Genomic DNA, 24,998 nt, shown 5'->3' with positions numbered 1-24,998 from the left:
TCCGACGGCACCATCACCGGCGTCCAGTCCGGGCTCTGCCTCGACGCCATCGGCGCAGGCACCGGCAACGGCACCGGGCTCCAGCTCTACACCTGTCACGGCGGCACCAACCAGAAGTGGACCTGGACGTGACGCCCCTCAACGGCGGGCCTCATCGCCCGGCTCGCCCGGCGCGTGGCCGGTGGTGAGGGGGTGAGCATGCGTACCTGGAGGCGATGGCGGGCCGCCGTGCTGATGGTGGCGGTGTTGCTGGCGGCCGGCACGGCGATGGGGACGGGGGTCGCCGGAGCCGAGTCCAACGGCGGGGTACGGGTCATGCCGCTCGGCGACTCGATCACCGAGGGCACGCAGGTGCCGGGCGGCTACCGGATCGGCCTGTGGCAGCGCCTGGCCGGCGGCCGCTACACGGTCGACCTCGTCGGTTCGCAGTTCAACGGGCCCAGCAGCCTGGGCGATCATGATCACGAGGGCCACCCAGGCTGGCGCATCGACCAGATCGACGCGAACATCACCGGCTGGCTGCGTACGTACACGCCGCGTACGCTGCTGCTCCACCTGGGCACCAACGACATCCTGCAGAACTACGACCTGGCCGGCGCTCCGCAACGGCTGTCCACGCTGATCGACCACATCACCGCGGCCGTGCCGGACGCGGACGTCTTCGTCGCGACCGTCATCCCGCTGTCGAACGCCGGACAGGAGTCCGCGGCGCGCACGTTCAACGCGGCGATCCCCGGCATCGTCCAGAGCAAGGTGAACAGTGGCAAGCACGTCCACCTGGTCGACCTGCACAGCAGGTTGACCACCTCGGACCTGATCGACGGCGTTCACCCGACCGCCGGCGGCTACGACAAGATGGCCGCCGCCTGGTACACGGCGCTGCAAGCGGTTCCCGGCAGCATCGGCCAGCCGCAGGGCAACCCCTCCGGCGGCTCGGAGATCAAGGGCGTGGGCTCGGGCCGTTGCCTGGATGTCACCGGCGTGTCACAGGCCAACGGTGCGCAGGCGCAGATCTGGGACTGCAACGGCCAGACCAACCAGCGCTGGACGTCGACCAGCGCCGGTGAGCTGCGCGTGTACGGCGGCAAGTGCCTGGACGTGGCCAACCGGAGCACCGCCGACGGCGCCGGCGTGATCATCTGGGACTGCAGCGGCCAGGCCAACCAGCAGTGGCGCTTCAACACCGACGGCTCCATCACCGCCGTCGGTGCGAACAAGTGCCTGGACGTGCCGAGCAACAGCACCGCCAACGGCGTCAAGCTCCAGATCTGGTCCTGCAGCGGCGCCGCCAACCAGCGCTGGACCCGCGCCGGCTCATGACGACCCCCAGGAGGTGGAGAAGCGAATGCGCACAATTCTCGGCCTGACGACGGCCGCGTTACTGGCGGCCGGTTCCCTTGTCGCGATCGGCGGCGCCACGTCCCCGGCCGTCGCGCTGGAGAACGGCCTCGCCCGGACCCCGCAGATGGGCTGGAACGACTGGAACAGCTTCGGCTGCAACGTCAACGACGGCCTCATCCGCCAGACGGCCGACGCCATGGTCTCCAGTGGCATGGCGGCGGCGGGCTACACCTATGTCAACATCGACGACTGCTGGTCCACCAAGAGCCGGAACGCGAGCGGCGACCTGGTGCCGGATCCGCAGAAGTTCCCCGACGGCATCAAGGCCCTGGCCGACTACGTGCACTCCAAAGGGCTCAAGCTCGGCATCTACTCCTCGGCCGGTACCACGACGTGCGCGGGCTACCCGGCCAGCCTGGGCTACGAGCGGCGGGACGCGGCCCTGTGGGCGTCGTGGGGGATCGACTATCTGAAATACGACAACTGCGGCGACCATCGCGGCATGAACGGGCAGCAGCGGTACACGGCCATGCGGGACGCGCTGGCCGCCGCCGGCCGCCCGATCGTGTACAGCCTGTGCAACTGGGGTCAGGAGAACGTGTGGACCTGGGGGACGCCGGTGGGCAACTCCTGGCGTGACACCGGCGACATCGCGGCCAACTGGAATTCCGTCATGGGCATCCTGGACCAGCAGGTCGGGCTGGAGTCGTACTCGGGCCCGGGGGGCTGGAACGACCCGGACATGCTGGAGGTCGGCGTCGGTTCGGTGACGGCTACCGAGGGGCGCGCGCACTTCAGCCTGTGGTCGCTGCTGAACGCGCCCCTCATCGCCGGCAACGACCTCCGTACGATGAGCGCCGACACGCGCACCATCCTCACCAACACCGAGGTCATCGCGGTCAACCAGGACTGGGGCGGCAAGCAGGGCCACAAGATCAGCGACAACGGCAACCTGGAGGTCTGGCGCAAGCCGATGAAGAACGGCTCGGTCGCGGTCGTCCTGCTCAACCGGGGCACCTCGACCGCGACCGTCTCCACCACCGCCGCGGCCTTGGGGCTGGGCTCGGCGTCCTCCTACTCGGTGCGTGACCTGTGGGCGCACGCGACGTCCTCCTCGCCGGGGACGATCAGCGCGCCGGTCCCCGGGCACGGGGCGGCCATGTACGTCGTGACGGGAGGCGGCATCGTCCCGCCCACCGCGGTCGCGATCAAGGGAGTGGGCTCGGGCAGGTGCCTCGACGTCGCCGCCGCCTCGCAGGCGAACGGCGCGCAGGCGCAGATCTGGGACTGCAACGGCCAGGACAACCAGCGCTGGACGCCCACCGCGAGCGGCGAACTGCGCGTCTACGGCGGCAAGTGTCTGGACGTGTACGACGGTGGAACCACCGACGGCACCAACGTCATCATCTGGGACTGCAACGGCCAGAGCAATCAGCAGTGGCGCTTCAACGCCGACGGCACCATCACCGCCGTCGGTGCGAACAAGTGCCTGGACGTGCCGAACAACGCCACCGCCAACGGCACCAAGCTGACCATCTGGTCGTGCAACGGCGGCGCCAACCAGCGCTGGACCCGTAACTGACCCGTCATCCCGGGAGTGATCGTGAGAATGGCATTACGGTTGCCGGCCACCACAAGAGCCGGACGCGGAATCGTATGGGTGCTGGTCCTGCTCGGCCTCGTGGCGTTCCTGCCCGCCCACCCGGCCAGGGCGGACAACCCGATCATCCAGACCGTCTACACCGCCGACCCGGCGCCGCTGGTGCACAACGGCCGGGTGTACCTCTACACCGGCCATGACGAGGACGGCTCGACCTGGTTCACCATGAAGGATTGGCGGGTCTGGTCCTCCACCGACATGGTGAACTGGACCGACCACGGATCCCCGCTGAGCCTGACCACCTTCAGCTGGGCGAAGTCCGACGCCTGGGCGGGACAGACCATCTACCGGAACGGCCGGTTCTACTGGTACGTGCCCACGACCGACCGGGCGACCGGCCGGATGGCCATCGGGGTGGCCGTCTCCGACAGCCCGACCGGGCCGTTCAGGGACGCACTCGGACGGCCGCTGATCGAGAACGGCGAGATCGACCCGACGGTCTTCATCGACGACGACGGGCAGGCCTACCTCTACTGGGGCAACCCGCACCTCTGGTACGTGAAGCTGAACCCCGACATGACCTCGTACTCGGGAAGCGCGACGCAGATCCCGCTCACCACGGCGGGATTCGGCACCAGGACGGGTGACGCCAACCGCCCGACGCTGTTCGAAGAAGGGCCCTGGGTCTACAAGCGGAACGGCCTGTACTACCTCGTCTTCGCGGCCAAGTGCTGCTCGGAGTTCCTCGCCTACTCCACGGCCCCCGGCCCCACCGGGCCCTGGACCTACCGGGGGACGATCATGCCCACACAGGGCGGCAGCTTCACCAACCACGCGGGCATCGTCGACTACCAGGGCGGCTCGTACCTCTTTTACCACAACGGCGCACTGCCGGGCGGCGGGGGCTTCACCCGTTCGGTGGCCGTGGAGAAGTTCACCTACGGCTCCGGCGGGACGATCCCGACGATCAACATGACCGCGTCCGGGGCGCCGCAGGTGGGCACCCTCAACCCGTACGTCCGCCAGGAGGCCGAGACGATCGCCTGGGAGTCCGGGGTCGAGACCGAGCCCTCCGGCGAAGGGGGGATGAACGTCGGCTGGATCGAGAACGGCGACTACATCAAGGTCAAGGGCGTCGCGTTCGGCTCCGGCGCCAGGACCTTCGCCGTGCGGGTCGCCTCGGCGTCCAGCGGCGGCAGGCTCGAACTCCGTCTGGACGGCGTCAACGGCCCGTCGGCCGGGACGTGCACCGTGCCGGGCACGGGCGGCTGGCAGACCTGGAGCACCGTGTCCTGTCCGGTCAGCGGCGCGACCGGCACCCGCGACCTGTACCTGAAGTTCACCGGCGGAAGCGGCTACCTGTTCAACATGAACTGGTGGCAGTTCAGCTGACGTCGCATCTCCCGCGCGTCACCGGTGTCACCGCCGCCCGCCTCCTGCCCCGCCGGCGAGAGGGGGCTGGGGGTTCCCGGCTGGCGGCCGGGGCCCGACACAAGACCGGGAGACCTCCACCGAACTTCCGGCCCGCGCTGGAGGCGATCGCGCCCACGCGGCCGACCTGGCCGTACCCGGGACGCGCGAGGCGGTCGCGGCCACCCTGCCGTGCAGCTTGCCGTGGACGAAGCGGAAGGTGCGTCCGCGGGCCCGTGGCTGCTGGACGGCGACCGGCGTCAGTACTCGTGGTGGGGGTCGTAGCTGAACACGCTCGACCTCTCCTCCTCCTCGAACAGCACGGCCGGGCGGAAGGGTGAGTTCGGCGGCGCCTCGATCGCGGCGGCCCGCCGATCGTGTTCCGCGGTGAAGGCGGAGCTGAGGACCGCCCTTGCAAGAAGCGGCTGATGCAGGAGGAAGTCGCGGGGGCCGAGGTAGAGGTAGGCGTCAACGCCCGGGTAACCGTCGCCGGAGTCCAGCGGCGCGTCGCCGGGCAGCGAGTAGTAGGAGGAGTCCAGGTCGCCGAGCCAGGTGCCGTCGAACGTGGCGAGCGTCGGCACCGGCCAGGAGGCCATCTGCCGCTCCAGCCGGTCGTTGTCCTTGGCGAAGCCGAGGTGGGCCGTGACGATGAAGGCGCAGCCGGGATACTTCTCCTCGTAGATCTCCGCGGCGCCCTGTTCATGCCGTACGTGCCCGGTCCCGGAGAGCAGCAGGGCCCTGCGCTTCTTTGACAGCACCTCGCTCTGCAGGACGGAGGCCATGTGCCGGTCCCGCTGCCCGAGCAGTGACTGCAGATCTGCCTGGCTCGTCACCCTGCTCCAGTCGGCGGGCGGGTCGCAGGCCAGGACGCGCAACCGCTCGTGCACCGGCAGCCGCTGGTTGACGCGGCGGACCAGAGGATAGAGCTGCTCGTAGAAGGCCGAGTAGCCGGCCCCCGGCTGGAGGGTGTCGCGCCACGCCTGCCGTACCTCGGTCAGCGGCACGTCCTCGCCCGCCACGTACCGGTCGATGATCGGCTGGAACCTCGCGTTCCCGCCCTCGACGGCGATGTCGTCGACCCGGCCGGGCAACCGGGGGTCGCGCAGCAGCGAGATGAGGAAGTCGTCGACGTCCTTGACGCCGTGCGACGGGCTCAGCCCGCCGACGAGCTGGTGCGTGCCGAAGGCCCCCAGCAGCGCGTCCTTGGCGTCGAGCGGCCGGGCCTCGCCCGGCGCGGTCAGCGCTCGCGCCCCGCCGACCGCGGCGGCCGCCAGCGCGGATGCCGCGGCCGCGGCGAGGACCTTTCTGCGTCGCATCGGGCGACCTCCTCTTGCGTTCGTGGGATTCGTGTCGCCTGCCGTTCTACTCCGGCGCCGGTCCCGGGACGGTGCGCGCGGCTGTTACGCGGCTGAGACCGGCCGCCCGGCATGCTGGGTGCGGACCACCCGTCAAGAGAAGGAGCCTGGCCGGTCATGAGAGTGCTCGTGGTCGAGGATTTCGAGCCGATGGCTCGGGCGATCGTCACGGGTCTGCGGCGTGAGGGCATGGCCGTCGACGCCGTTCACGACGGCGGCGCCGCGCTCGAACGGCTGGCGTGCACGCGCTACGACGTGGTGGTGCTGGACCGGGACCTGCCCGTCGTGCACGGCGACGAGGTCTGCCGCCGGCTGGCCGCCGACCGGTCACCGGGCCGGATCCTCATGCTCACCGCCGCGGGCGGGCTCGGAGACCTGGTCGACGGCCTCGGCATGGGCGCCGACGACTACCTGGCCAAGCCGTTCGACTTCGTCGAGCTGATCGCCCGGGTACGCGCCCTGGGCCGCCGCTCGGCCCCGCCCACTCCGCCGGTGCTGCGCCACGGCGACATCAGGCTCGATCCGGCCGGCCGGGCGGCGTTCCGCGCCGGTCGGCGCCTGCCGCTCAGCGCCAAGGAGTTCGCCGTGCTGGAGCACCTGCTCGCCCGAGCCGAGCAGGTGGTCTCCGCCGAGGAACTCCTGGAACGGCTCTGGGACGAGGCAGCCGACCCGTTCACCACCGCCGTGAAGCAGACGATGTACCGGCTGCGGGCGAAGCTCGGCGCACCTCCCGTCATCCACACCGTCCGCGAAGGCGGCTACCGGCTCGGCGCGCCGAGTGCCTGACGCACGGTCCCCGCGCCGGGGCCGCGGGCTCACCGTCCGGGCGCGGCTGACCCTGCTGTACGCGGCCCTCATCTGCTCCTCGGTCGTCGTCTCCCTCGGCGTGGTCTACCTCCTCCTGAGCGGCAGCAGCTGGCAACGGGCCCCTGGTCAGGTGCGGCAGGGCGGGATCATGGCGGCGGGCGGGCACTCACCGGCCCTCCTCGCGCCCTTCGCCGCCGCGGAGAGGACGGCGGGGCTGGCCGTCGCGCTGGGGGTGGTCGCCGTGGTGTCGGTCGCGCTCGGCTGGCTGGTCGCCGGCCGTTTCGTACGCCCGCTGCGTACCATCATCGCCACAGCCCAGGACATCTCGGCCACCAACCTGCACCGGCGCCTCGGACTGCGTGGCCGCCGCGACGAGTTCACGGAGCTGGGCGGCACCCTGGACGACCTGTTCGCCCGGCTGGAGGCGTCCTTCGAGGCGCAGCGGCACTTCATCGCCAACGCCTCGCACGAACTGCGTACCCCGCTCAGCGCGGGCCGCGCGCTGCTGCAGCTCGCGATCACCGACCCGGCGCCGACCGTGGAGAGCCTGCGCGCCACCTGCGAGGAGCTGGTGGAGCTCGGCGACCGGCAGGAGCGCCTCATCGCCGCGCTGCTCACCCTGGCGAGCAGCCAGCGCGGCCTGCACCGGTCGCAACCGCTGGACCTGGCCGAACTCGCCGCCCGAGCGCTCGCGGCCCGCGAAGCGGAGGCCGACCGGCGCGGCATCCGGCTCGACGTCGCGCTCGGCCCCGCCCCGGCGACCGGCGATCCGAGCCTTGTCGAGAGCCTGATGGCGAACCTGCTCGACAACGCCGTCCGCCACAACGTCCCCGGCGGGCAGGTCGAGATCATCACGGGCCGCACCGCCGCCGGCGCGGCCCGCCTGGCCGTCGGCAACACCGGGCCGGTCATCGCGGCCGACGCGGTGGACTCCCTGTTCCAGCCGTTCCGCCGGCTCGGCGCCGAACGGATCCGCCCCGGCGAGCAGGACGGGTACGGGCTCGGCCTCGCCATCGTCCGGGCCATCGCCGGCGCGCACGGGGCCACCCTCCTCGCGCGCGCCCGCTCCGAGGGCGGGCTGCACATCGAGGTCACCTTCCCCGCCTGAGGGTCATGCCGCACACCGGCCTGCCCGCGGAAGCGAGCCATACCGAGAACTGTCCCGGTGACCCCAAAAAAGTCTTGGACGAGCGGTTACTGAAATCGTTTTCTGGAAGAGCTGGAGCCGTACCTCCCCTCGTCACCCCGCTCCGGCACCGGGAGGAGAACCATGAGGTCGTTGCGCATCCTGGCCGCCGTCACCGTGACGCTGGCCCTGACGACGAGTCCGGCGGTGGCTCAGTCGCCGCCGCCCGGCCGGGACAAGCCGGTCACCATCGTCTCCGATCAGGCGGGCGAGACCTTCACCGAGTCCGTCAGCACGGCGGATGCAATCGGGGTCCGGACCATCACCTGGACCTCGAACACCGGTGCGAAGCTCAGACTTCAGGGAGTGCTGCCCGGCAGCACCGTCCGGGTCGTCCACGCGGCCTCTCAGGTCCCCGGTGTGAGTCCTTCCGCCCAGCTCGCCGGCGGCCGAGCGGTCGGACTGTCCATCACCGGACCGAACCTCAGCAAGTCCGAACTGCTGAAGTACGCCGGGTCCGTCCCCGATCCGGCGACCAGCGGGGGCGCCGCCGCCCTGAGCACCCCGGTGGACCGGAACCCGGACTGGTGGCTGGTCGCCGACTTCACGTACCGCAACGCCCACATGTACGGCTGGTACACCTACTGGCTGGTCAACAACGACGGAGCCGGGAACTGGGGAGTCCTCGGCCAGATCTGGCACAGCGCCAACGACCTGGCGAAGGGCACGGAGATCAAGCAGACCTGGCAGTGGACCTATGTCCCGCCCGGCAACTGGGTCGTCGACCAGGACCCCAAGTGGACGCAGTTCTTCGAGCCCTGCCGGCAGCAGCCCATCTCCATCAGTTTCCTCGGCTTCTCGGTCGGAGGCAGCATCTACAACTGCCGGGGCCAGGTCGACCCCTGGGCCTGGGCCAACAGCACCGACACCGGCGTCGGGGTGAGCTGGAAGGGCAAGAGCGGCTACACGACCGTCGGCGGCGCGGTCGACTTCGCCATCTACAGTCCCTCGACCGCGGCCTGGAATGTCTCGGGCTGGGTCGCACTGATCGACGACTGACCGCTGGCAGTCAGGAGCAGTCCTGGGCCCAGGCGAGGCTCGCGGCGATGTAGCCGGTCACCAGGGGCGAGTGATCGGTGCTTCGCCTGGCCAGGACGAGGTGGGTCGGGGGATGATCGGCCAGCGGGACGTAGCGCACGCCCGGGACGGGAGTCGTCCGCGTTGTCCGCTCGGGGACGAAGATCGCGGCCCGCTGCCACAGGACCGCGTGCAGCCCCTCGCCGAGTGATCGCACCACCGGACCGTCGCCCGGAATCTGCCAGAACCTCACCCAGGTGGGGTCCGCCTCGCTGGGCAGCCTGACGGTCCGGTGGCCGTACAGCTCGGCGCGGGCGAGTGAGAGCCGGTCGGCCAGCGGGTCGTCCATGGGCAGCGCCACGTATATCGGCTCCGCCCGGACCACGTGAACCGCCAGCCCGGTCTCGTCGAACGGCGTGAACGTGATCGCCACATCGACCTCGCCGCGCCCCAGCCCGATCGTGGGATCGGCCACGTTGCCCTGGCGAAGCTGGACCCGCGAGGCCGGATACCGCTGGGTGAAGCTCCGGGCGGCCTCGGCCGACAAGGCCGACTCGGCCGGGCCCAGCACGCCGATCCGCAGTACCGGCTCACCGTTGGCCTGCCGTACCCGCTCGACCGCGCCCGCGGCGGCGGCGAGCAGTCCCCGGGCCTCCCTGAGCAGCACCTCGCCGGCCATGGTGAGGATCATCCCGCGCGCGGTGCGGACGAACAGCGCGCATCCCAGCTCCGCCTCCAGTTCGCGAATGCGCTGACTCAGCGGCGGCTGGGAGATGAGCAGGCGGTGGGCGGCGCGTCCCACGCTGCCCTCTTCCGCGACGACCACAAAGTATTGCAATCGGCGTAAGTCCACACGCGCGACGGTATATCGAAATCTTGACCATGGATCTACCGAAGGGGGCATGAACTTGATGGGGAGAGAATGGCGGGCACGAAGCTACGAATCGTCCTGCCGGCCGCCTTCCTCAGGCTGGTGATGCCGGTCGCGTCGGCGCAGGCCGCGGCCACGACGAACGTTCCGGGTCGGCGGCGAACTCTCCTTCGCCAAGGGCGAGATCTGGCCACACCCCGAGTTCAAGGACTCCGGCTTCCACGTCCGGTCCTCGGGAAGGAAGATCGTCAAGGTGGAGCGGGTCTCCACACCCTGACCTTGCGTATGGCGAGCCGCCGGGGATGCTCGCCCCATGAGCGTGCGGATCGAAGGGAACGGACCGGTCGCCACGGTGGTGCTTTCCCGGCCCGGAGGTCCGCAACGCCGTGGAGCCATCCCATGAAGCCCAACGGCAGGAGACCGTCTGCGGCGCCCTGGGGGTAGTTGACCATCATGGTTCTGGCCTTGCCGCCGGATGCGGTGCGCACCGCATCCGGCGAGCGTGAAGTGTGCCCGTCCGCCGAGCCGTCGCGTAGTGCACCGATCGCAGTTCGGCTTCCTGCGCGTGCGCTCGGCCGGGCACCGCAGTTACGCCGTCGATCTGCCGGCCCACCTCAGGCGCCGTCGCGGCCGGCCTGTGCCGGGTCGAGCGTCACGGAGGAGTGGGCGCGCACGAACACCATGCGCGCCGGCAGGGGGCGTTCAGGAGTGGACGGCGCGGATCTCCGTCACGGTGAACGTGTCGACGATGTGCCGGTTCTGCACCAGGAACCCCACCACCCCGGCCACCGCCTCCACGCCCAGGGCGGCCCTCACCCGTGCACTCAGAAGGTAGACCAGGGGCGTCGACGGCTGGGTCAGCGTGAGCCCGCGGTCGTGGCGGTGCACGTCCTGCAACGCCCTGATGGGGATCGGCCGCTCGGTGGTGAACCACGCCGCCACCTCCCATTGCAGAAGTGCCGGATCGGCGTCGGCACAGGCGTGGTAGCAGTCGACGCAGCCATGGCCGGCATGCCGTCCATGCGGGCAGGTCCACTGGGCGACCTCGGCGGGGCTCTGGTCGTGGGCGCTCAGGACGGCTGCTTCGGTGACGCGGCGGCGCGCCGGCCGTGACCGGTCCTCCGGCGGAGAGGCAAAGTCGCTGCTGATGATCGGATCCCTTCCCGGCTGCATCCCAACACGTCGGAGCCTACCGGCGGCAGCCTGTGGACTTCCTGGCACAGGTGGTGCAGCAGCGGTTCGACGACGGCGCCGAACCGCCGCCGTCGGTGACCTTCGGGGGCTCTTGCCCGACGATCGCCTTGCCGCCGCTTGGGCGCGCCCTGAACCGTGCGGAGTTCTCGTTCGAGAAGAAGGCCCCCTTCGGGGTGGAGGTGAAGCTCAGTAGGCGGATGCTGCGGGTCGCGATCTCCATGACGAACGGGACCCGGCTTGTTGAGCGCGGCCCTGGCACCAACCGCTTCACCAAGGCCGTCGAGCAACTCGGCGGAGACCGGGCTCCGGCGCGGCTGGGCGGGCTGTACGCGCTGGACCAGGCCGAATGGGACGTGACGCCGTAGGCGCGGCCCTCGGTTGGGAACCAGTCCTCGTCAAGGAAGCGGCCCGTCATCCGTCCCACGACGGTGAGAAAGGCGTGCGCCAGCTTCTTCTCGCCCGCGTTCAGGAGGGGGCGCCCGGCTCCCCCGGTTCGGGTCGGTGCCCTTGAGCGGCGGGTGCCCGCACAGGGCGGCGACGGGCGGCTCCAGGGACGGCTACCACTCGGCGAACGAGCCGTCCCGGTGCCGCCAGATCGGGTTGCGCCAGGCGTGCGACGACGCCTGGCGCACCGCCTTCTCGTCGACCTCGATGCCCAGGCCGGAGGCCGTCGGGCGATCGAGGTGGCCGTCGGTGAAGGTGAAGACCGAGCGGTCCACCAGGTAGTCGAGGAGTTCGCTGCCGTCGTGGTAGCCGATGCCCAGCGACTGTTCCTGGATGAGGAAGTTCGGGGTCGCGAAGTCGATCTGCAGGCAGGCGGCCAGGGCGATCGGGCCGAGGGGGCAGTGGGGAGCGAGGGTGACGTCCCAGGTCTCGGCCATCGCGGCGATCCGGCGGACCTCGGAGATGCCGCCGGCGTGCGACAGGTCCGGCTGGATCACCGCCACGCCCGTGGGGAGCACGTCGCGGAAGTCCCAGCGGGAGAACAGGCGCTCGCCGGTCGCGATGGGGATCGTCGTGGATTCCACCACTCGTCGCAGGTCGCGGGAGAACTCGGGAAGCACCGGTTCTTCGGCGAACAAGGGGGACAGCGGCTCAAGCAGCGGCAGCACCTTGCGCGCGGCCGCCGACGTGAAGCGGCCGTGCAGGTCGACGGCCAGGTCGACGCCGTCGCCCACCGCATCGCGCACCGCCGCGAAGCGGGCCACGATCCGGCTGGTGAGGGCCGGTGACGGGATCGGCGGCAGCCGGCCCTCCCAGGCGGCGAACTTCAGCGTGTCGAAGCCCGCCTCCACCCTGGCCATGGCGTTCTCGGCCAGTTCCGCGTCCGTGTCGCCGTGCGCCCAGGTGTAGACCTTGGCCTGATCGCGCACCGGGCCGCCGAGCAGGTCGTAGACCGGCACGCCGAGAGCCTTGCCCTTGATGTCCCACAACGCCTGGTCGATCCCGGCGACCGCGCTGGACAGCATCGGGCCGCCCCGGTAGAAGCCGCCCTTCGACATCACCTGCCAGTGGTCCTCGATGCGGCCGGGGTCGGCCCCGACCAGCGCCTCCATCAGCGTGTTCACGCAGGCGGCGACCGTCTCGGCGCGGCCCTCGACGATGGGCTCGCCCCAGCCGCTGACGCCCTCGTCGGTGTCGACGCGCAGGAACATCCAGCGCGGGGTGACGATGAAGAGCTCGAAGCCGATGATCTTCACTGGAACACCTCGGGGTTGTCGCCGTGCAGGTTCCGGTGGAACGGGTCGCCCGGACCGATCTCGCCGGAACGCACCGGCCGCCCGGTGAGCGCCGACTTGTACATCGCCGTGATCAGCTCCAGCGCCCTGCGGCCGTCCTGGCCGCTGCCGCGTGGCCGCCGTCCGGCCCGCAGGTCGGCGATCAGGCCCCGGAGCTGGGCCAGGTGGGAGCTGGGCACGTCGTCGGGCGGGGGCCAGTCGAGGCCGGTCACGCCGGGGGCGGGGGTGATCGTCCAGTTCTCGTTGGCGTAGCCGTACAGGTGGGTGAGTTCCAGGGTGGCGGCGGCGAGGTCGATGCGCAGGTGGCTGACCTGGCGCGGCGCGAGCGACGTGCTGACGACCGTGGCCAGCGCGCCGGAGTCGAAGCGCACCAGCGCGGTCGTCACGTCGTCGGTCTGCACGTCGCGGGCGAGCCTGGCGGCCATGCCGCGCACCTCGCTCCAGTCGCCGAGCAGTTCGAGCATGAGGTCGATCTGGTGGATGCCGAGGCCCATGGCGGGGCCGCCGCCCTCGGTGTCCCACCGGCCGCGCCACGGGACCGCGTAGTAGGCGGGGTCGCGGAACCAGGTGGTCTGGCAGTGCGCGACGTACGGCCGGCCGAGCGCGCCGCCGGAGATCAGCGCGCGGGCGTGCCGCGCGGCCGAGCCGAAGCGCTGCTGGTAGATGATCGCGGCGTACGGGCCGCCGTCCCGCTCGGCCGCGGTGATCTCGTCGTACTCCGCCAGCGACAGGCACGGCGGCTTCTCGCACCACGCCCACGCGCCCGCGCGCAGCGACGCGATCACCTGGTCGCGGTGGAGCGCGGGCGGGCTGGCGATGTCGACCAGGTCGGGGCGCACGTCCCGCAGCGTCGTGGCGAGGTCGTCCGAGGCGTACGGCACGGCCCACCGATCGGCGAACGACTCGGCCGCCTCGACGGTGGCGTCGACGACCGCCACAACCTCGATATCGGCCGACATTTCGCGAAAAGTCGGCATGTGGGTGGAGTTGGCGATCTGGCCGCCGCCCACCAGGGCGACGCGAAGAGGGGAAGGCATGGGGGGTACCTCGGGGGTTCAGGCGGTTTGGGCGGAGACCACGCGCAGATAGGCACGAGCCGACTCGCGGGTGCGGATCTCGATCGGCAACACCACGTGCTCGACCTCCGACGCCGTCTCCGGGTGGTCGATGCGCTCGGCCAGCAGCCGCATCGCCCGCTCGCCCATCTCCCGCGACGGCAGGCGGGCGGCGGCGACGGTCAGCGGCAGCAGGTCGAACGGGCCCGCGTCGTCCATGCCGGCCAGCTCGACCTGGCCGGGCACCTCGACGCCCATCGCGGTGAGGTCGGAGGCCGCGTGCGCCAGCACGAACCCGTTGGCGCACAGCAGCACCGTCGGCGGCTCGCGCCGGTCGAGCAGCCCGGCCAGCATCTCCCGCCGCCGGTCCTCCGGCAGCCGCAGGTAGGTCTTGAGCGCGGTCAGCTCCGGCGAGACCGGCAGCCCGTGCTCGCGCAGCGACTGCACGTGCCCGGTGAGGCGCTCCTGCACGGAGGTGCACTCGGTGGCGTCCCACAGCGCGGTGATGCGCCGGTGCCCCTGCCCGATGAGATATTCGGTCAGCCGGTAGCCGATGGCGAAGTTGTCGAAGAGCACCGCGTCGGTGGGGGACTCGGGATGGTAGCGGTCGACCATGACCAGCGGGACGTGCCGCCGCCGCAGCTCGGCCAGGGCGGGGGAGTCGTGGTGGGCGTCGACCGAGTACAGCGCGACGCCGCTGGCCTGGGTGTCGAGCGCCTGACGCAGCGCCTTCTCCTGGGCGGCCGGTGAGCCCTTGGTGTTGGACAGGAACATCCGGTAGCCGAGTTCGGCGCAGACCGATTCGATGCCGTCGATCACGTCGGAGTTGTGCGGCCCGTGCCCGTGCATGATGTAGGCGATGGAGCGCTCCCGCGTCGACTCGGCCGGGACGGGCCGATCGGCCACGAACGTGCCGCGTCCGCGCCGCCGTACCAGGTAGCCCTCGGTGACCAGTTCGTTGAGCGCGCGCACCGCGGTGGTGGTGCTCACTCCGAACCGTTCGCAGACCTCGCGCTGGCTGATGAACGGCTCGTCCTGCACGTACTCACCGCGCGAGATCGCCGCGACCAGATCCCGCTTGACCTGCTGGTAGAGCGGCTCCTGGCTGTCGGACGATTCGTTCATCCTGCCCCCATCTGTCCCATTCGTGATCGTTGACACGTTAACACGCTAAGACTAACGTCGGGCCGCATTCGGCGAAAGGACACCCAGCGGTGACACCCGAGGAGTTCCTGAAGGTTCAGGACGAGCGCTACGACCCCGAACACCGGCTGCCGTGGCAGCTGTCACGCAGCAACGGATACCACACGACGATCCCGGCCGGCACCCGCGTGCACGACACCCGAACCTCCACCGACTACGCGATCGCGTTGCTGCAGGCCGGCCGCCTCGACCGCGCCAAGGACGTGCTCGGCGCGATCGTCGACCTGCAGGAGCGCGACCCGCTCGACGATCACTACGGCATCTGGGGCTACTTCATGGAGGAGCCGCCCCAGGCCATGGCGCCCGCCGACTGGAACTGGGCCGACTTCATCGGCGTACGGCTGGCCCAGGTGCTGGCCGCGCACGGGGACGTCCTCGACGGCCGGATCGCCGAGGCGCTGCGCCACGCGGCCCTGTCCATCTTCCGGCGCAACGTCGGCCCGCGCTACACGAACATCGCCCTGCTCGGCTCCGTCACCTGCGCGAGCGCCGGCGAGCTGCTCGACACCCCCGGGTTCCTCGACTACGGCAGGCGCAAGCTCGCCGCGATGCTGGAACGCGACGCCTTCGCCGAGTACAACTCGCCCGCCTACAGCCCGTTCCTGCTGGAGATCTGCGAACGCGCTCACGCGCTGGTCCGCGACCGGGAGTTCCTGGAGCAGATCGAGGTCATGCGCGAACGCGTGTGGGCGGCGCTCGCCGAACGCTTCCACCCGGGCACCGGGCAGCTCGCCGGCCCGCACGCCCGCGCGTACACCGACTGGCTCAGCGAGGAGTTGACGTGTTATCTCGCCGCCCAGACCGGAGCGCCGATCGAGGCGCGCCCCGGCGTCGGGACCCGCGACGACACCCCGCGCATGGTGCCCACCCTGCCCTGCCCACCGCACCTGGCCGAGCGCTTCGCCCGGCTCCCCGAGTCCGAGGTACAGGTCAGGACCGTCTTCGACGGCCGGACCACCGGCACCACCTGGCTCAGCGAGGACGCCACGCTGGGCACGGTCAACGAGGAGTTCGCCTGGGTGCAGCGCAGGCCGCTGCTCGGCTACTGGCGCACGCCCGAGGACCCGGCCGTGGTGCTGCGCGCCCGGATCATGCACAACGGCCACGACCTGACCGCCGCCTGGTGCCGCCAGGCGCAGGACGGCCCCAGAGTGCTGGCCGGATGGTGGCTCACCTACGACTCCGGCGACTTCCACCCGAACCTCGACAAGCCAGAAGGCAGCATCTTCGACGTGGGCGACCTGCGGCTGCGCGTCACGTTGCGCGGCCGGGGCGTGCGGGGCCGCGAGCTGGGCGACGGCGTCTTCGAGCTCGCCGCCGGGACGCGCCGGGCGGTCGTGCACACGGGCGAGGCCGGCTTCCTCGGCGAGCCCGCCACCTGGGCCCTGGCCACCGGTGAGGACGAGGTCGCCGTCGAGGCGGTGCTGTACGACGGGCCGCGCGAACCGGTCGACTTCCACCACGCGATCCTGCGTGCCGGGTTCGCCGTGGAACTGCTCAGGGCGGGCGCGGAACCCGCCGCGCAGCCGGTGCTCAGCGCCGTGGGGGAGGAGGAGGTCCGCTGGTCGTGGGGCGGCCTGGAGGTCGCCGTGCCCGCCCGTCCCACCCGCTTCTGAAAGGCGCGTTCCCGCATGCAGGAAACCCAGGCCCCCTGGCCGTCCAGGGACGGGCTGACGATCACGCGCGTGCGTGCCGTCGTCACGGCGCCCGAGGGCATCCCGCTGGTCGTGGTCAGGATCGACACCTCCGACGACGGTCTGTACGGCCTCGGCTGCGCCACCTTCACCCAGCGCTTCCACGCCGTCGCCGCGGCCGTGGACGAGCACGTGGGCCCGATGCTGATCGGCCGCCATCCGGCCGACATCGAGGACATCACCCGCATGGTCCACCTGTCGTCCTACTGGCGTGGCGGGCCGGTGCTGAACAACGCGCTGTCCGGCGTCGACATGGCGCTGTGGGACATCGCGGGCAAGCGCGCCGGCATGCCCGTGTACGAGCTGCTCGGCGGCCGGGTGCGCGCGGCGGCGCCCGTCTACCTGCACGCCGAGGGCGCCACCGTCGAGGGCACGCTGGAGCACGCCCAGCGGCTCATGGCCGCCGGATATCACCACGTCAGGCTGCAGACCGGGCAACCGGGGCTGGGCGGCTACGGCGCGCCCGGCAGGGCGAACGCCTACCCGGACTCGCCGCATCCCGACGGCTGGGACGTCAGGCACTATCTGCGCACCACCCCCGCCCTGTTCGAACGGGCCCGCGAGGTCCTGGGCGAGGACGTCGAGCTGCTGCACGACGTGCACAGCCGGCTCACGCCCAAGGAGGCGATCCTGCTGGCCAGGTCGCTGGAGCCGTACCGGCTGTTCTTCCTGGAGGACGTGGTCGCGCCCGAGCATTACGACCGGCTGCCCGAGGTGCGGACGGCCTCGCCCGCGCCGATCGCGGTAGGCGAGCTGCTCGTCTCGGTGCCCGACGCGGCCAGGCTGGTCCTGGGCGGCGGCGTCGACCTGCTGCGCTGCCACGTCTCGGCCATCGGCGGGCTGACCCCGGCGCGCAAGCTGGCCGCGCTCTGCGAGCTGACCGGGGTGCGCACGGCCTGGCACTCCCCGGGCGACGTCTCGCCCGTCGGCGTGGCGGCGAACCTGGCGCTGGACGTCACCACGCCCGCGTTCGGCATCCAGGAGGGCCATGTCTACCCCGACAGCGTGTGCGAGGTGTTCCCCGGCACGCTCAATCCCGTTCGCGGCCACCTCCGTCCCGCCGACCTGCCGGGCTGGGGGATCGAGCTGGACGAGCGGCTGGCCGCCGCGTACCCGCCGGTCACGCACCTGCACGAGCGGTGGGCCGCACGGGTCCGCCGCCCCGACGGCGGCATAGAAGCACCTTAGTTGACGCGTTAACTCGTTGTATTTCGCCCGCGTTACCATCCCGTGCTTTACACGTTAACGCGTCATATATAGCGTTCGACTCGACTCGCCCCCCCCGGCATGAACTGGAGTCCCGATGAACACGTACATGGCTAGAGGAGCCGCGGGTCTGCTGCTCCTGGCCGCGGTCGCGGCGTGCGGCGGCGGGCAGGACGGCACGTCCGGCGGCAAGACCGAGATCACCGTCTCCGGCATGCCGCCCAGCACCCAGCCGGAGAGCCAGAAGAACTTCCTGGCCCAGGTCGCCGAGTTCGAGAAGGCCAACCCGACCATCAAGGTCAAGCCGACCGAGACGCAGTACGACGTCAAGACGTTCGCGGCGCGCCTGGCCGCGGGCCAGCTGGAGACGGTCTTCCGCGTCCCGCTGACCGACCCGCAGGCCATGATCAAGCGCGGCCAGGTCGCCGACCTCACCGCCGACATGAAGCTGCTCGCCAAGTCCGACTTCGACAAGCGCATCCTGGCCCCGAGCAGCACCCCCGACGGCAAGATCTACGGCCTGCCCACCGAGGCGTACGCCGCCGGCCTCGTCTACAACCGTGAGCTGTTCACCAAGGCCGGGCTCGACCCCGACAAGCCCCCCGCCACGTGGGACGAAGTGCGGGCCGCCGCCAAGACGATCAGCGACAGGACCGGGGTGCCCGGCTTCGGCATGCACGCCACCGCCAACACCGGCGGCTGGATGCTCACGACCATGACCTACTCCTACGGCGGCCGGATGGAGAAGGAGGAGGGCGGCAAGGTCGTCCCCGCCTTCGACGACGCCCCAACCAGGCAGGCCCTCGGCCTGCTCAAGGCGATGCGCTGGGACGACCGCTCGATGGGCACCCAGCACCTGCGCAACCAGGACGACCTGCTGCGCGACTTCGCCGCCGGCAAGGTCGCGATGATGATGGGCGCGCCCAACCTCTACGGCAGTTACGTCGCCAAGTTCAACGGCAAGCCCGAGGTGTACGGCCAGACCACGCTGCCGTCCGGGTCGGGCAAGGGCACGCTGCTGGGCGGCACGGTCGCCGTCGTCAGCCCGAAGGCCACGCCCGAGCAGCGCCGGGCGGCGGTCAAGTGGATCGACGCCGTCTACCTGCGGCCCAAGTACGACGCGGCCCTGGCCACCGAGCGGGCCGAGAAGAAGAAGGCCGACGGTCTCGTGGCCGCCGTGCCGCAGCTGCCGTTCTTCGCCCCCGCGGTCTCCGACCCGGTGATGGCCGCGGAGAAGGCCGCCTCCAACGTCGACTGGGAGCACTTCGCCACCTACAACGAGGGCGTGAAGGCGCAGGAGTTCATCTCCGAGCCGGCCGTCGCCGGCCAGGAGCTCTACGCCGCGCTCGACACGGTCGTCCAGGCGGTGCTGACCCGCCAGGACGCCGACCCGGCGGCCGAGATCACCAAGGCCGTCGAGAAGGTGAAGCCGATCCTGGACAGGTCGCAGCAGTGACGGCGCTGGCCGAGAAGGCGGGCGCGGACACGACGGCCACCACGCCGCGTCCGCCCCGGCGGCGCGGGACCAGGCACCCCTACGCGGTGGCCTCGGTGTTGTTCCTCGCGCCGCTGGTGCTCGTGTTCGCCGTGTTCTCCTGGTGGCCGATCCTGCAGAGCGCCATGCTCGCCTTCCAGCGCACCAACCTGGTCGAGGCGGCGAGCTGGGTCGGCTGGCAGAACTTCACCAACCTGTTCGCCGATCCGCTGCTCGGCAAGGCCGCGCTGAACACGCTCTGGTTCACCGTCCTCGCCCTGGTCCTCGGCTTCCCCATGCCGGTCTTCCTCGCGGTGGTCATGTCGGAGCTGCGCAAGGGCGGCGGCCTGTTCCGCGTGCTGGTCTACCTGCCGGTGGCGGTGCCGCCGGTCGTGGCGATCATGATGTGGAAGTTCTTCTACAACAGCGACTACGGCCTGCTCAACGGCCTGCTCGGGCTGGTCGGCCTGGGCCCGTTCCCGTGGCTGCAGGACACGCAGTGGGCGATGCCCTCGCTGGTGCTGGAGGCCACCTGGGCGGGCGCGGGCGGCACCGTGCTGATCTACATCGCGGCGCTGACCAGCGTCCCCAGGGAGCTGTACGAGGCGGCCGAGAGCGACGGCGCGTCGATCCGGCGGCGCGTGTGGCACATCACGCTGCCCCAGTTGCGCGGCGTGCTGCTGCTCATGCTGCTGTTGCAGGTCATCGGCACCTTCCAGGTCTTCACCGAGCCGTTCGTCATGACCGACGGCGGCCCGGAGGACGCGACGGTCACGGTGCTGCTGCTCATCTACCGGTACGCCTTCGTCTACGGCGACTACGGCATGGCCGGCGCGCTGTCGGTGCTGCTGGCGGTCGTGCTCGGCCTGCTGTCGGCGGTGTACCTGCGCATGACGAAGGCTTGGAGCACGACATGAGCGGACTGATCTCCGATTCCGACCGGAAGAAGCGCGGCGTACGCGCGGTGCTCGGCTCGACCCAGTTCGCCGTCTTCCTCGGCGTGCTCGTCGCCGGGCTCGGCCCGATCCTGTGGACGGTCAAGGGGGCGATCTCCCCGACCCGGGAACTGCTCACCGACCCGCTGCGCCTCTACCCGGCCGCCCCCGACTGGTCGCTGCTCGCCGAGGCGTGGAGCAGGCTGCGCATCGGCCACTTCATGCTCAACACGGTCGTCCTGGCCGGAGGGTCGTGGCTGGCGCAGATCGTCGTGTCGGTCATGGGCGCGTACGCGCTGTCGGTGCTCCGGCCGCGCTACGGCAAGTACGTCTACGGCGCGATCCTGGCGACCCTGTTCCTGCCGGGCAGCGTGTCGCTCGTCGCGCTCTACCTGACGGTGCTCGACGTGGGCATCGCCAACACCACGTGGGCGGTGTGGCTGCCGCACGCCGCGCACGCCTTCACCGTCCTGCTGATGAAGCGGTTCTTCGACGGGATCCCGCGCGAGCTGTTCGGCGCGGCCCAGGTCGACGGCGCCGGACCGTGGCGGATGTTCTGGTACATCGTGCTGCCCATGTCGAAGCCCGTCCTGGCCGTGACGTCCCTGCTGACGATCATGGGCGCCTGGAAGGACTTCCTGTGGCCCATGGTGGCCATCTCCGACGGCGAGATGCACCCGATCTCGGTGGCCCTGCCCAGGCTGGCGGAGTTCGCCGAGGAGAACATGGTCATCGCCGGCATGTTCATGGCGTTGATGCCGCCCGTGCTCGTCTTCATCGTCTTCCAGAAGTACATCGTGCGCGGCGTGGGGTTCACGGGGGTCAAGGGTTGATGCTCAGCAGAGTGCTCGTCACCGGCGCGGCCGGGTTGATCGGCCGGGCCGTCCTCGCGCGCTGCGCGGCCGAGGACGTGCCGGTGACCGCGCTGGTCCTGGAGGATCCGGGCGACCTCAAGGCCGACCGCGTCGTCGTGGGCGACGCGGGCGACCCCGAGGTCGTACGGCAGGCGCTGGAAGGCGCCGAGGCCGTGATCCATCTCGCGGCCATCCCCAGCCCCAACCACAACCCCCCGCAGGAGGTCTATCTCAACAACACCGGCGCCACGTTCGCGGTGCTCGACGAGGCGGGCCGGGCCGGGGTGCGCCGGGCGGTCATCGCCAGCAGCCTCAGCGTGCTCGGCATGCCGTTCTCCCCGCACGGCCTGGAACCGGCCTACCTGCCCGTCGACGAGGCGCACCCGCTGCTGGCCGCCGACCCCTACGCGCTGTCGAAGGAGGCCGACGAGTCCACCGCGCGCATGATGCACCGGCTGCACGGCATGACGGTGGTGGCGCTGCGCTTCCCGTTCGTCGGCGGCCCCGAGGACCGGCTGCCCGAGCGGGCCGCCGAGTTCGCCGCCGAGCCGGCCAGGGGAGCCGTCGACCTGTGGGCCTACCTGGACTCGCGGGACGCGGCCACCGCCTGCTGGCTCGGCGTCACCCGGCCGATCGACGGCTCCCACGTGCTGTTCGTGGCCGCCCCCGACACCATCGTCCCGCTGCCCACCGAGGAACTCCTCCACCACTTCCTGCCTCGTTCCCCGCTGCGCGCGGCCCTGCCCGGCCGGGCCGTGCCGATCGACGTGACCAAGGCCCGCCGAGTCCTCGGCTTCGAGGCGGAGCACCTGTACCGGCTCTGACGAACGGAGAGGATCCACCCCCCATGAGATCCCGCATCCATCTCTGGTTACGAACCGTCATCACCTCACTACTGATCGTTCCACTTCTGGCCGTGCCGTCCCACGCGGCCACGGACATCGACGAGGTCGTCGGCGACTTCGAGTACGGCACGCAGGGCTGGGCCCTGGGGCTCGGCCCGGAGTTCCCCGGCGCCAAGGGCACCCTCACCAGCGACGCGGCCGACGCGAAGACCGGAGCGCGCTCGGCCCTGCTGACCGCCGACCTCACCGCCGGCGGCAAGTACGTGGAGGCCGGGTACGCCATGGCCGCCGACCTGAAGGCGCTGTCGCTCTGGGCGCGCTCGCCCGCACTGCCCACGGTGACGCTGCGGCTGGTGGACAGCACCGGGCAGACCCACCAGCAGCGGCTGCCACTGGCCGCGGGCGGCGACTGGCAGCGGCTCACCGTCGCCGCCTTCGCCGCCGGGCAGTCCTACCAGCACTTCGGCGGGGCCGGCGACGGCGTGTGGCACGGGCCGGCCAAGCGGGTGGCGTTCCTCGTCGAGCGCACCGGGCAGCTCAGGCTCGACGGGGTCACGATCACCGCGCCCGCTCCCGACCTCGCCCTGGGGCAGCGCGCCGTGGGCAACGTGTTCGTGCAGCCCGCCCAGCCCTCGTTCGACGTGACGAGCCGGGGTGACGCGCTGACCTGGAGCGTACGTGACCTGTCCGGCGTGCAGGTGGCCGCGGGCAGCGGAACCGCCGGGACGCTGGCCGTACCGGTCGCCGAGCCGGGGCACTACCGGCTCAGCGTGACCGCGACCTCGGCCGGGCAGGCGATCGCCACCAAGGAGACCGCGTTCGCCGTGCTCACGCCCTTCACCGCGACGGGCGACTCCCCGTTCGGCGTGGCCGGGCACTTCACCCGGGCCGACTGGGGCGCTCCCGGCGGCGACCTGCTGGAACTGGCCGCCAAGGCCGGGGTGCGCACCGTGCGCGACGACGCGGTCTGGGAGTCGATCGAGAAGACCGAGGGCGTCTACGAGTACGGGCGCTACGACCCGCTGCACGCCACGCTCGACGCCGAGGACATGCGCTGGCTGGCGATCGCCGCCTACACCAACCCCCACCACGACGGGAACGCCACACCGTACACCGACGCGGGCCGCGCCGCCTACGCCGCCTACGCCTCGGCGTTGATCGGCACGTACGACCTGCCGTGGATCGAGGTCTACAACGAGTTCAACATCGGCTTCGGCGACCGGGGCAACGGGCCCGCAGACTCGCGCGCCGACTACTACTTCCCGCTGCTGAAGGCCACCTACGAGAAGGTCAAGGCCGACCACCCGCAGGTCACGGTCGTCGGCCCGGCCTCCGCCGGCGTGCCGCTCGCCTGGCTGGAGGAGCTGTTCAAGCTCGGCGCCCTCGACTACCTCGACGTGGTCTCCATCCACCCCTACGTCTACCCGGGCACCCCCGAGTCGGCCGCCAAGAGCATCGACGACCTCGACGCCCTGATCAGGAAGTACAACCACGGCAGGTCCAAGCCCATCTGGATCACCGAGCAGGGCTGGCCCACCCACACCGACGCGCGCGGCGTCACCGAGGCCACCCAGGCCGCCTACGTGGTCCGCACCCACGTGGCGGCGCTGGCCAAGGGCGTGCAGCGGTTCTTCTGGTACGACTTCATGAACGACGGCACCGACCCGGTGCTCAACGAGGACAACTTCGGCCTGGTGCGCAACACCGCCGACGCCTCCGGCCGGTGGACGCCCAAGCCCGGCTACGTCGCCTACGCCGCCATGACCAGGCAGCTCACCGGGGCCGCCTACGTCAGGCAGGAGGCCGAGGGCCGTCAGCTCTTCCGGAAGGACGGCCACGACCTGCGCGTCCTGTGGTCGGCCCGGCCCGCGACCGTCTCGCTGCGCACCGACGCCCCGCTCACCGTCACCGACCTGACCGGCGCGAGCGAGGTGCTGCGCCCGCTGGGCGGCCGCGTCACGCTCTCGCTGTCCGGCGACCCCGTCTACGTGCGCGGCGACGCCGTGCTGGAGGACGCCGCCCGCTACACGATCACCGGCGGCGGCGCCGTGGTCGGCGAGGGGATCGAGCTGAAACTGGCCGTGGACGCCACGCGCGGCCCCGCCGTACGCGGCAGCTTCGCCGTCGGCGACGTCGACGTGCCGGTGTCGGTGCGCGGCGGGCGCAGGGCTGAGATCCCGGTGTCGCTGCCCGCCGTGACCCGCACCGGCCCGCTCGACCTGGTCGGCCGCCTGAAGATCCACGGGAGGCCGGTCGCCAGGCTCGGCTCGCGGATCGAGGTGACGCAGCCGTTCGCGATCACCGCCAGGCACGTGCTCCCGGACGACCTGGCGATCACCGTGCGCAACCTGTCGGCCAAGGAGCTGGCCCCCGGCGACCTCGGCTGGGCCTTCGGCGCTCGCGCCGGCACCCTCCCGATCGCCGGGACCGTGCCCGCGGGCGGCTCGCGCACCGAGCGCCTTCCGCTGGCGGACCTGCCCGCCGGGCCGTACGAGCTGCGGCTGGGCGCCGTCGCGGGCGTCGGCGTCACCGGCCGGGTGGCCCGCGTCGCCGACGGCGCGCTCAACCGGGCCGACCGCGCCACGATCACCGTCGACGGCGTGCCCGACGACCTGACCGGCCGCCCGGCCGTCGACCTCGCCGACGGCACCGTCAAGATCCCCTCGTACGGCGGGGCGGACGACCTCAGCGGCACCCTCCACGTCACCTGGGACGCCGACCGCTTCTACCTCAGCGCCAGGATCCACGACGACGTCCACACCCAGACCAGCACCGGAGCGGACATCTGGCAGGGCGACTCCCTGCAGTTCGCCGTCGCCGCCGGACTGCCCGGCGAGACGCGCACCTGGTCCGAGCTCGGCCTCGCGCTGACCGCCCAGGGCCCGCAGTTCCACCGCTGGCTCGGCGACGGACCGGAACCCGACGCCAAGGTCGCCGTCACCCGGGACGAGACCGCCGAGGAGACCGTCTACGAGCTGTCACTGCCCTGGGCGGCACTCGCCCCGCTCACCCCGGAGGACGGCCTGTTCAGCCTGTCCGTCGTGGCCAACGACAACGACGGAACCGGTCGCGAGGGCTGGATCGAATGGGGTTCCGGCGTCGCCGGGACCAAGAACCCCGCCCTCTTCCGCCCCGCACGCTTCGTCGGGCAGTAGCCGAGAACCCCCCTGCCCCGCACCTCACCCTGCCCGCCGGGCCCGATCACGAGCGTC

Annotated in this window: 21 protein-coding genes; 15 read left to right on the top strand and 6 right to left on the bottom strand. The window is 71.3% G+C overall.

The window, feature by feature from the left end; translation table 11 throughout:
* The first annotated feature begins 12 nt into the window (after positions 1–12).
* The 4 genes from AB0J97_RS31150 to AB0J97_RS31135 all read left to right on the top strand — a co-directional run bounded on the left by AB0J97_RS31150 (position 13) and on the right by AB0J97_RS31135 (position 4,333).
* Positions 13–132, top strand: a complete 120-nt coding sequence (locus AB0J97_RS31150; RefSeq protein WP_364095131.1) for an RICIN domain-containing protein — start codon at positions 13–15, stop codon at positions 130–132.
* A 66-nt stretch (positions 133–198) separates the two neighbouring features.
* Complete coding sequence (locus AB0J97_RS31145) at positions 199–1,320, top strand: lectin (RefSeq protein ID WP_364095122.1); 1,122 nt, start codon at positions 199–201, stop codon at positions 1,318–1,320.
* Positions 1,321–1,345: 25 nt separating this feature from the next.
* Positions 1,346–2,923 carry a lectin gene (locus AB0J97_RS31140; RefSeq protein WP_364095119.1) on the top strand — a complete coding sequence of 526 codons (1,578 nt, stop codon included), beginning with the start codon at positions 1,346–1,348 and terminating at the stop codon, positions 2,921–2,923.
* A gap of 78 nt (positions 2,924–3,001) precedes the next feature.
* Positions 3,002–4,333 (top strand): glycoside hydrolase family 43 protein, encoded by a 1,332-nt coding sequence (locus AB0J97_RS31135; protein WP_364095116.1) that lies wholly within the window; start codon positions 3,002–3,004, stop codon positions 4,331–4,333.
* Between the two features lie 278 nt (positions 4,334–4,611).
* On the opposite strand, the gene AB0J97_RS31130 is transcribed toward AB0J97_RS31135, so the two are convergent.
* Positions 4,612–5,667, bottom strand: coding sequence for a hypothetical protein (locus tag AB0J97_RS31130; protein ID WP_364095112.1), 1,056 nt, complete (start codon positions 5,665–5,667; stop codon positions 4,612–4,614).
* 156 nt (positions 5,668–5,823) lie between these two features.
* Between AB0J97_RS31130 and AB0J97_RS31125 the strand changes: the two genes are divergently transcribed.
* The 3 genes from AB0J97_RS31125 to AB0J97_RS31115 all read left to right on the top strand — a co-directional run bounded on the left by AB0J97_RS31125 (position 5,824) and on the right by AB0J97_RS31115 (position 8,698).
* Positions 5,824–6,492: a response regulator transcription factor gene (locus AB0J97_RS31125; RefSeq protein ID WP_364095109.1), complete on the top strand. Its 669-nt coding sequence runs from the start codon at positions 5,824–5,826 to the stop codon at positions 6,490–6,492.
* Positions 6,485–7,621 (top strand): HAMP domain-containing sensor histidine kinase, encoded by a 1,137-nt coding sequence (locus tag AB0J97_RS31120; protein WP_364095106.1) that lies wholly within the window; start codon positions 6,485–6,487, stop codon positions 7,619–7,621. The genes AB0J97_RS31125 and AB0J97_RS31120 overlap by 8 nt, the downstream gene beginning before the upstream one ends.
* A 162-nt stretch (positions 7,622–7,783) precedes the next feature.
* Positions 7,784–8,698, top strand: coding sequence for a hypothetical protein (locus AB0J97_RS31115; protein WP_364095103.1), 915 nt, complete (start codon positions 7,784–7,786; stop codon positions 8,696–8,698).
* A gap of 10 nt (positions 8,699–8,708) precedes the next feature.
* Here AB0J97_RS31115 and AB0J97_RS31110 read toward each other — a convergent pair whose 3' ends face one another.
* Together AB0J97_RS31110 and AB0J97_RS31105 are read right to left on the bottom strand one after the other, a co-directional pair.
* Positions 8,709–9,554 (bottom strand): LysR family transcriptional regulator, encoded by an 846-nt coding sequence (locus tag AB0J97_RS31110; RefSeq protein WP_364095100.1) that lies wholly within the window; start codon positions 9,552–9,554, stop codon positions 8,709–8,711.
* A 735-nt stretch (positions 9,555–10,289) separates the two neighbouring features.
* Complete coding sequence (locus tag AB0J97_RS31105) at positions 10,290–10,760, bottom strand: hypothetical protein (RefSeq protein ID WP_357701369.1); 471 nt, start codon at positions 10,758–10,760, stop codon at positions 10,290–10,292.
* 32 nt (positions 10,761–10,792) lie between these two features.
* On the opposite strand from AB0J97_RS31105, the gene AB0J97_RS31100 reads away from it, so the two are divergent.
* Positions 10,793–11,146, top strand: a complete 354-nt coding sequence (locus tag AB0J97_RS31100) for a hypothetical protein (RefSeq protein WP_364095096.1) — start codon at positions 10,793–10,795, stop codon at positions 11,144–11,146.
* 192 nt (positions 11,147–11,338) lie between these two features.
* Here the strand turns inward: AB0J97_RS31100 and dgoD are convergent, their stop codons facing one another.
* From dgoD to AB0J97_RS31085, 3 genes are read right to left on the bottom strand one after another with little or no spacing between them, the layout of a single operon-like run.
* On the bottom strand, positions 11,339–12,481 hold the full coding sequence (dgoD, locus tag AB0J97_RS31095) for a galactonate dehydratase (RefSeq protein WP_364095093.1): 1,143 nt from the start codon (positions 12,479–12,481) through the stop codon (positions 11,339–11,341).
* Positions 12,478–13,557 (bottom strand): Gfo/Idh/MocA family oxidoreductase, encoded by a 1,080-nt coding sequence (locus AB0J97_RS31090; protein WP_364095090.1) that lies wholly within the window; start codon positions 13,555–13,557, stop codon positions 12,478–12,480. Before AB0J97_RS31090 ends, dgoD begins: the two co-directional genes overlap by 4 nt.
* Positions 13,558–13,575: 18 nt before the next feature.
* On the bottom strand, positions 13,576–14,700 hold the full coding sequence (locus tag AB0J97_RS31085; protein WP_357701377.1) for a GntR family transcriptional regulator: 1,125 nt from the start codon (positions 14,698–14,700) through the stop codon (positions 13,576–13,578).
* Between the two features lie 89 nt (positions 14,701–14,789).
* Between AB0J97_RS31085 and AB0J97_RS31080 the strand changes: the two genes are divergently transcribed.
* The 7 genes from AB0J97_RS31080 (at position 14,790) to AB0J97_RS31050 (ending at position 24,941) form a co-directional block, all read left to right on the top strand.
* Complete coding sequence (locus AB0J97_RS31080) at positions 14,790–16,394, top strand: hypothetical protein (protein ID WP_364095086.1); 1,605 nt, start codon at positions 14,790–14,792, stop codon at positions 16,392–16,394.
* 15 nt (positions 16,395–16,409) lie between these two features.
* A complete protein-coding gene (locus AB0J97_RS31075) occupies positions 16,410–17,660 on the top strand; it encodes an enolase C-terminal domain-like protein (protein WP_364095083.1) in 1,251 nt (416 codons plus the stop codon).
* A 127-nt stretch (positions 17,661–17,787) separates the two neighbouring features.
* Entirely contained in the window at positions 17,788–19,134 is a 1,347-nt protein-coding gene (locus AB0J97_RS31070) for an extracellular solute-binding protein (RefSeq protein ID WP_364095080.1), read from the top strand.
* The gene (locus AB0J97_RS31065) at positions 19,131–20,069 is read left to right on the top strand and encodes a sugar ABC transporter permease (protein WP_357701385.1); all 939 of its coding nucleotides are present in this window, start codon (positions 19,131–19,133) and stop codon (positions 20,067–20,069) included. The genes AB0J97_RS31070 and AB0J97_RS31065 overlap by 4 nt, the downstream gene beginning before the upstream one ends.
* Positions 20,066–20,920: a carbohydrate ABC transporter permease gene (locus tag AB0J97_RS31060; protein ID WP_357701386.1), complete on the top strand. Its 855-nt coding sequence runs from the start codon at positions 20,066–20,068 to the stop codon at positions 20,918–20,920. Before AB0J97_RS31065 ends, AB0J97_RS31060 begins: the two co-directional genes overlap by 4 nt.
* The gene (locus tag AB0J97_RS31055) at positions 20,920–21,765 is read left to right on the top strand and encodes an NAD(P)-dependent oxidoreductase (protein WP_364095075.1); all 846 of its coding nucleotides are present in this window, start codon (positions 20,920–20,922) and stop codon (positions 21,763–21,765) included. Before AB0J97_RS31060 ends, AB0J97_RS31055 begins: the two co-directional genes overlap by 1 nt.
* 23 nt (positions 21,766–21,788) lie before the next feature.
* Positions 21,789–24,941, top strand: a complete 3,153-nt coding sequence (locus AB0J97_RS31050; RefSeq protein WP_364095072.1) for a sugar-binding protein — start codon at positions 21,789–21,791, stop codon at positions 24,939–24,941.
* Positions 24,942–24,998: the final 57 nt, after the last annotated feature.

Origin of the sequence: Nonomuraea sp. NPDC049607 (assembly GCF_040675375.1) — a bacterium.
In the GTDB taxonomy this organism is placed as follows: domain Bacteria; phylum Actinomycetota; class Actinomycetes; order Streptosporangiales; family Streptosporangiaceae; genus Nonomuraea.
Note: the sequence above shows the minus strand (reverse complement) of the source record. Positions and strands in the feature narration are given on the sequence as shown.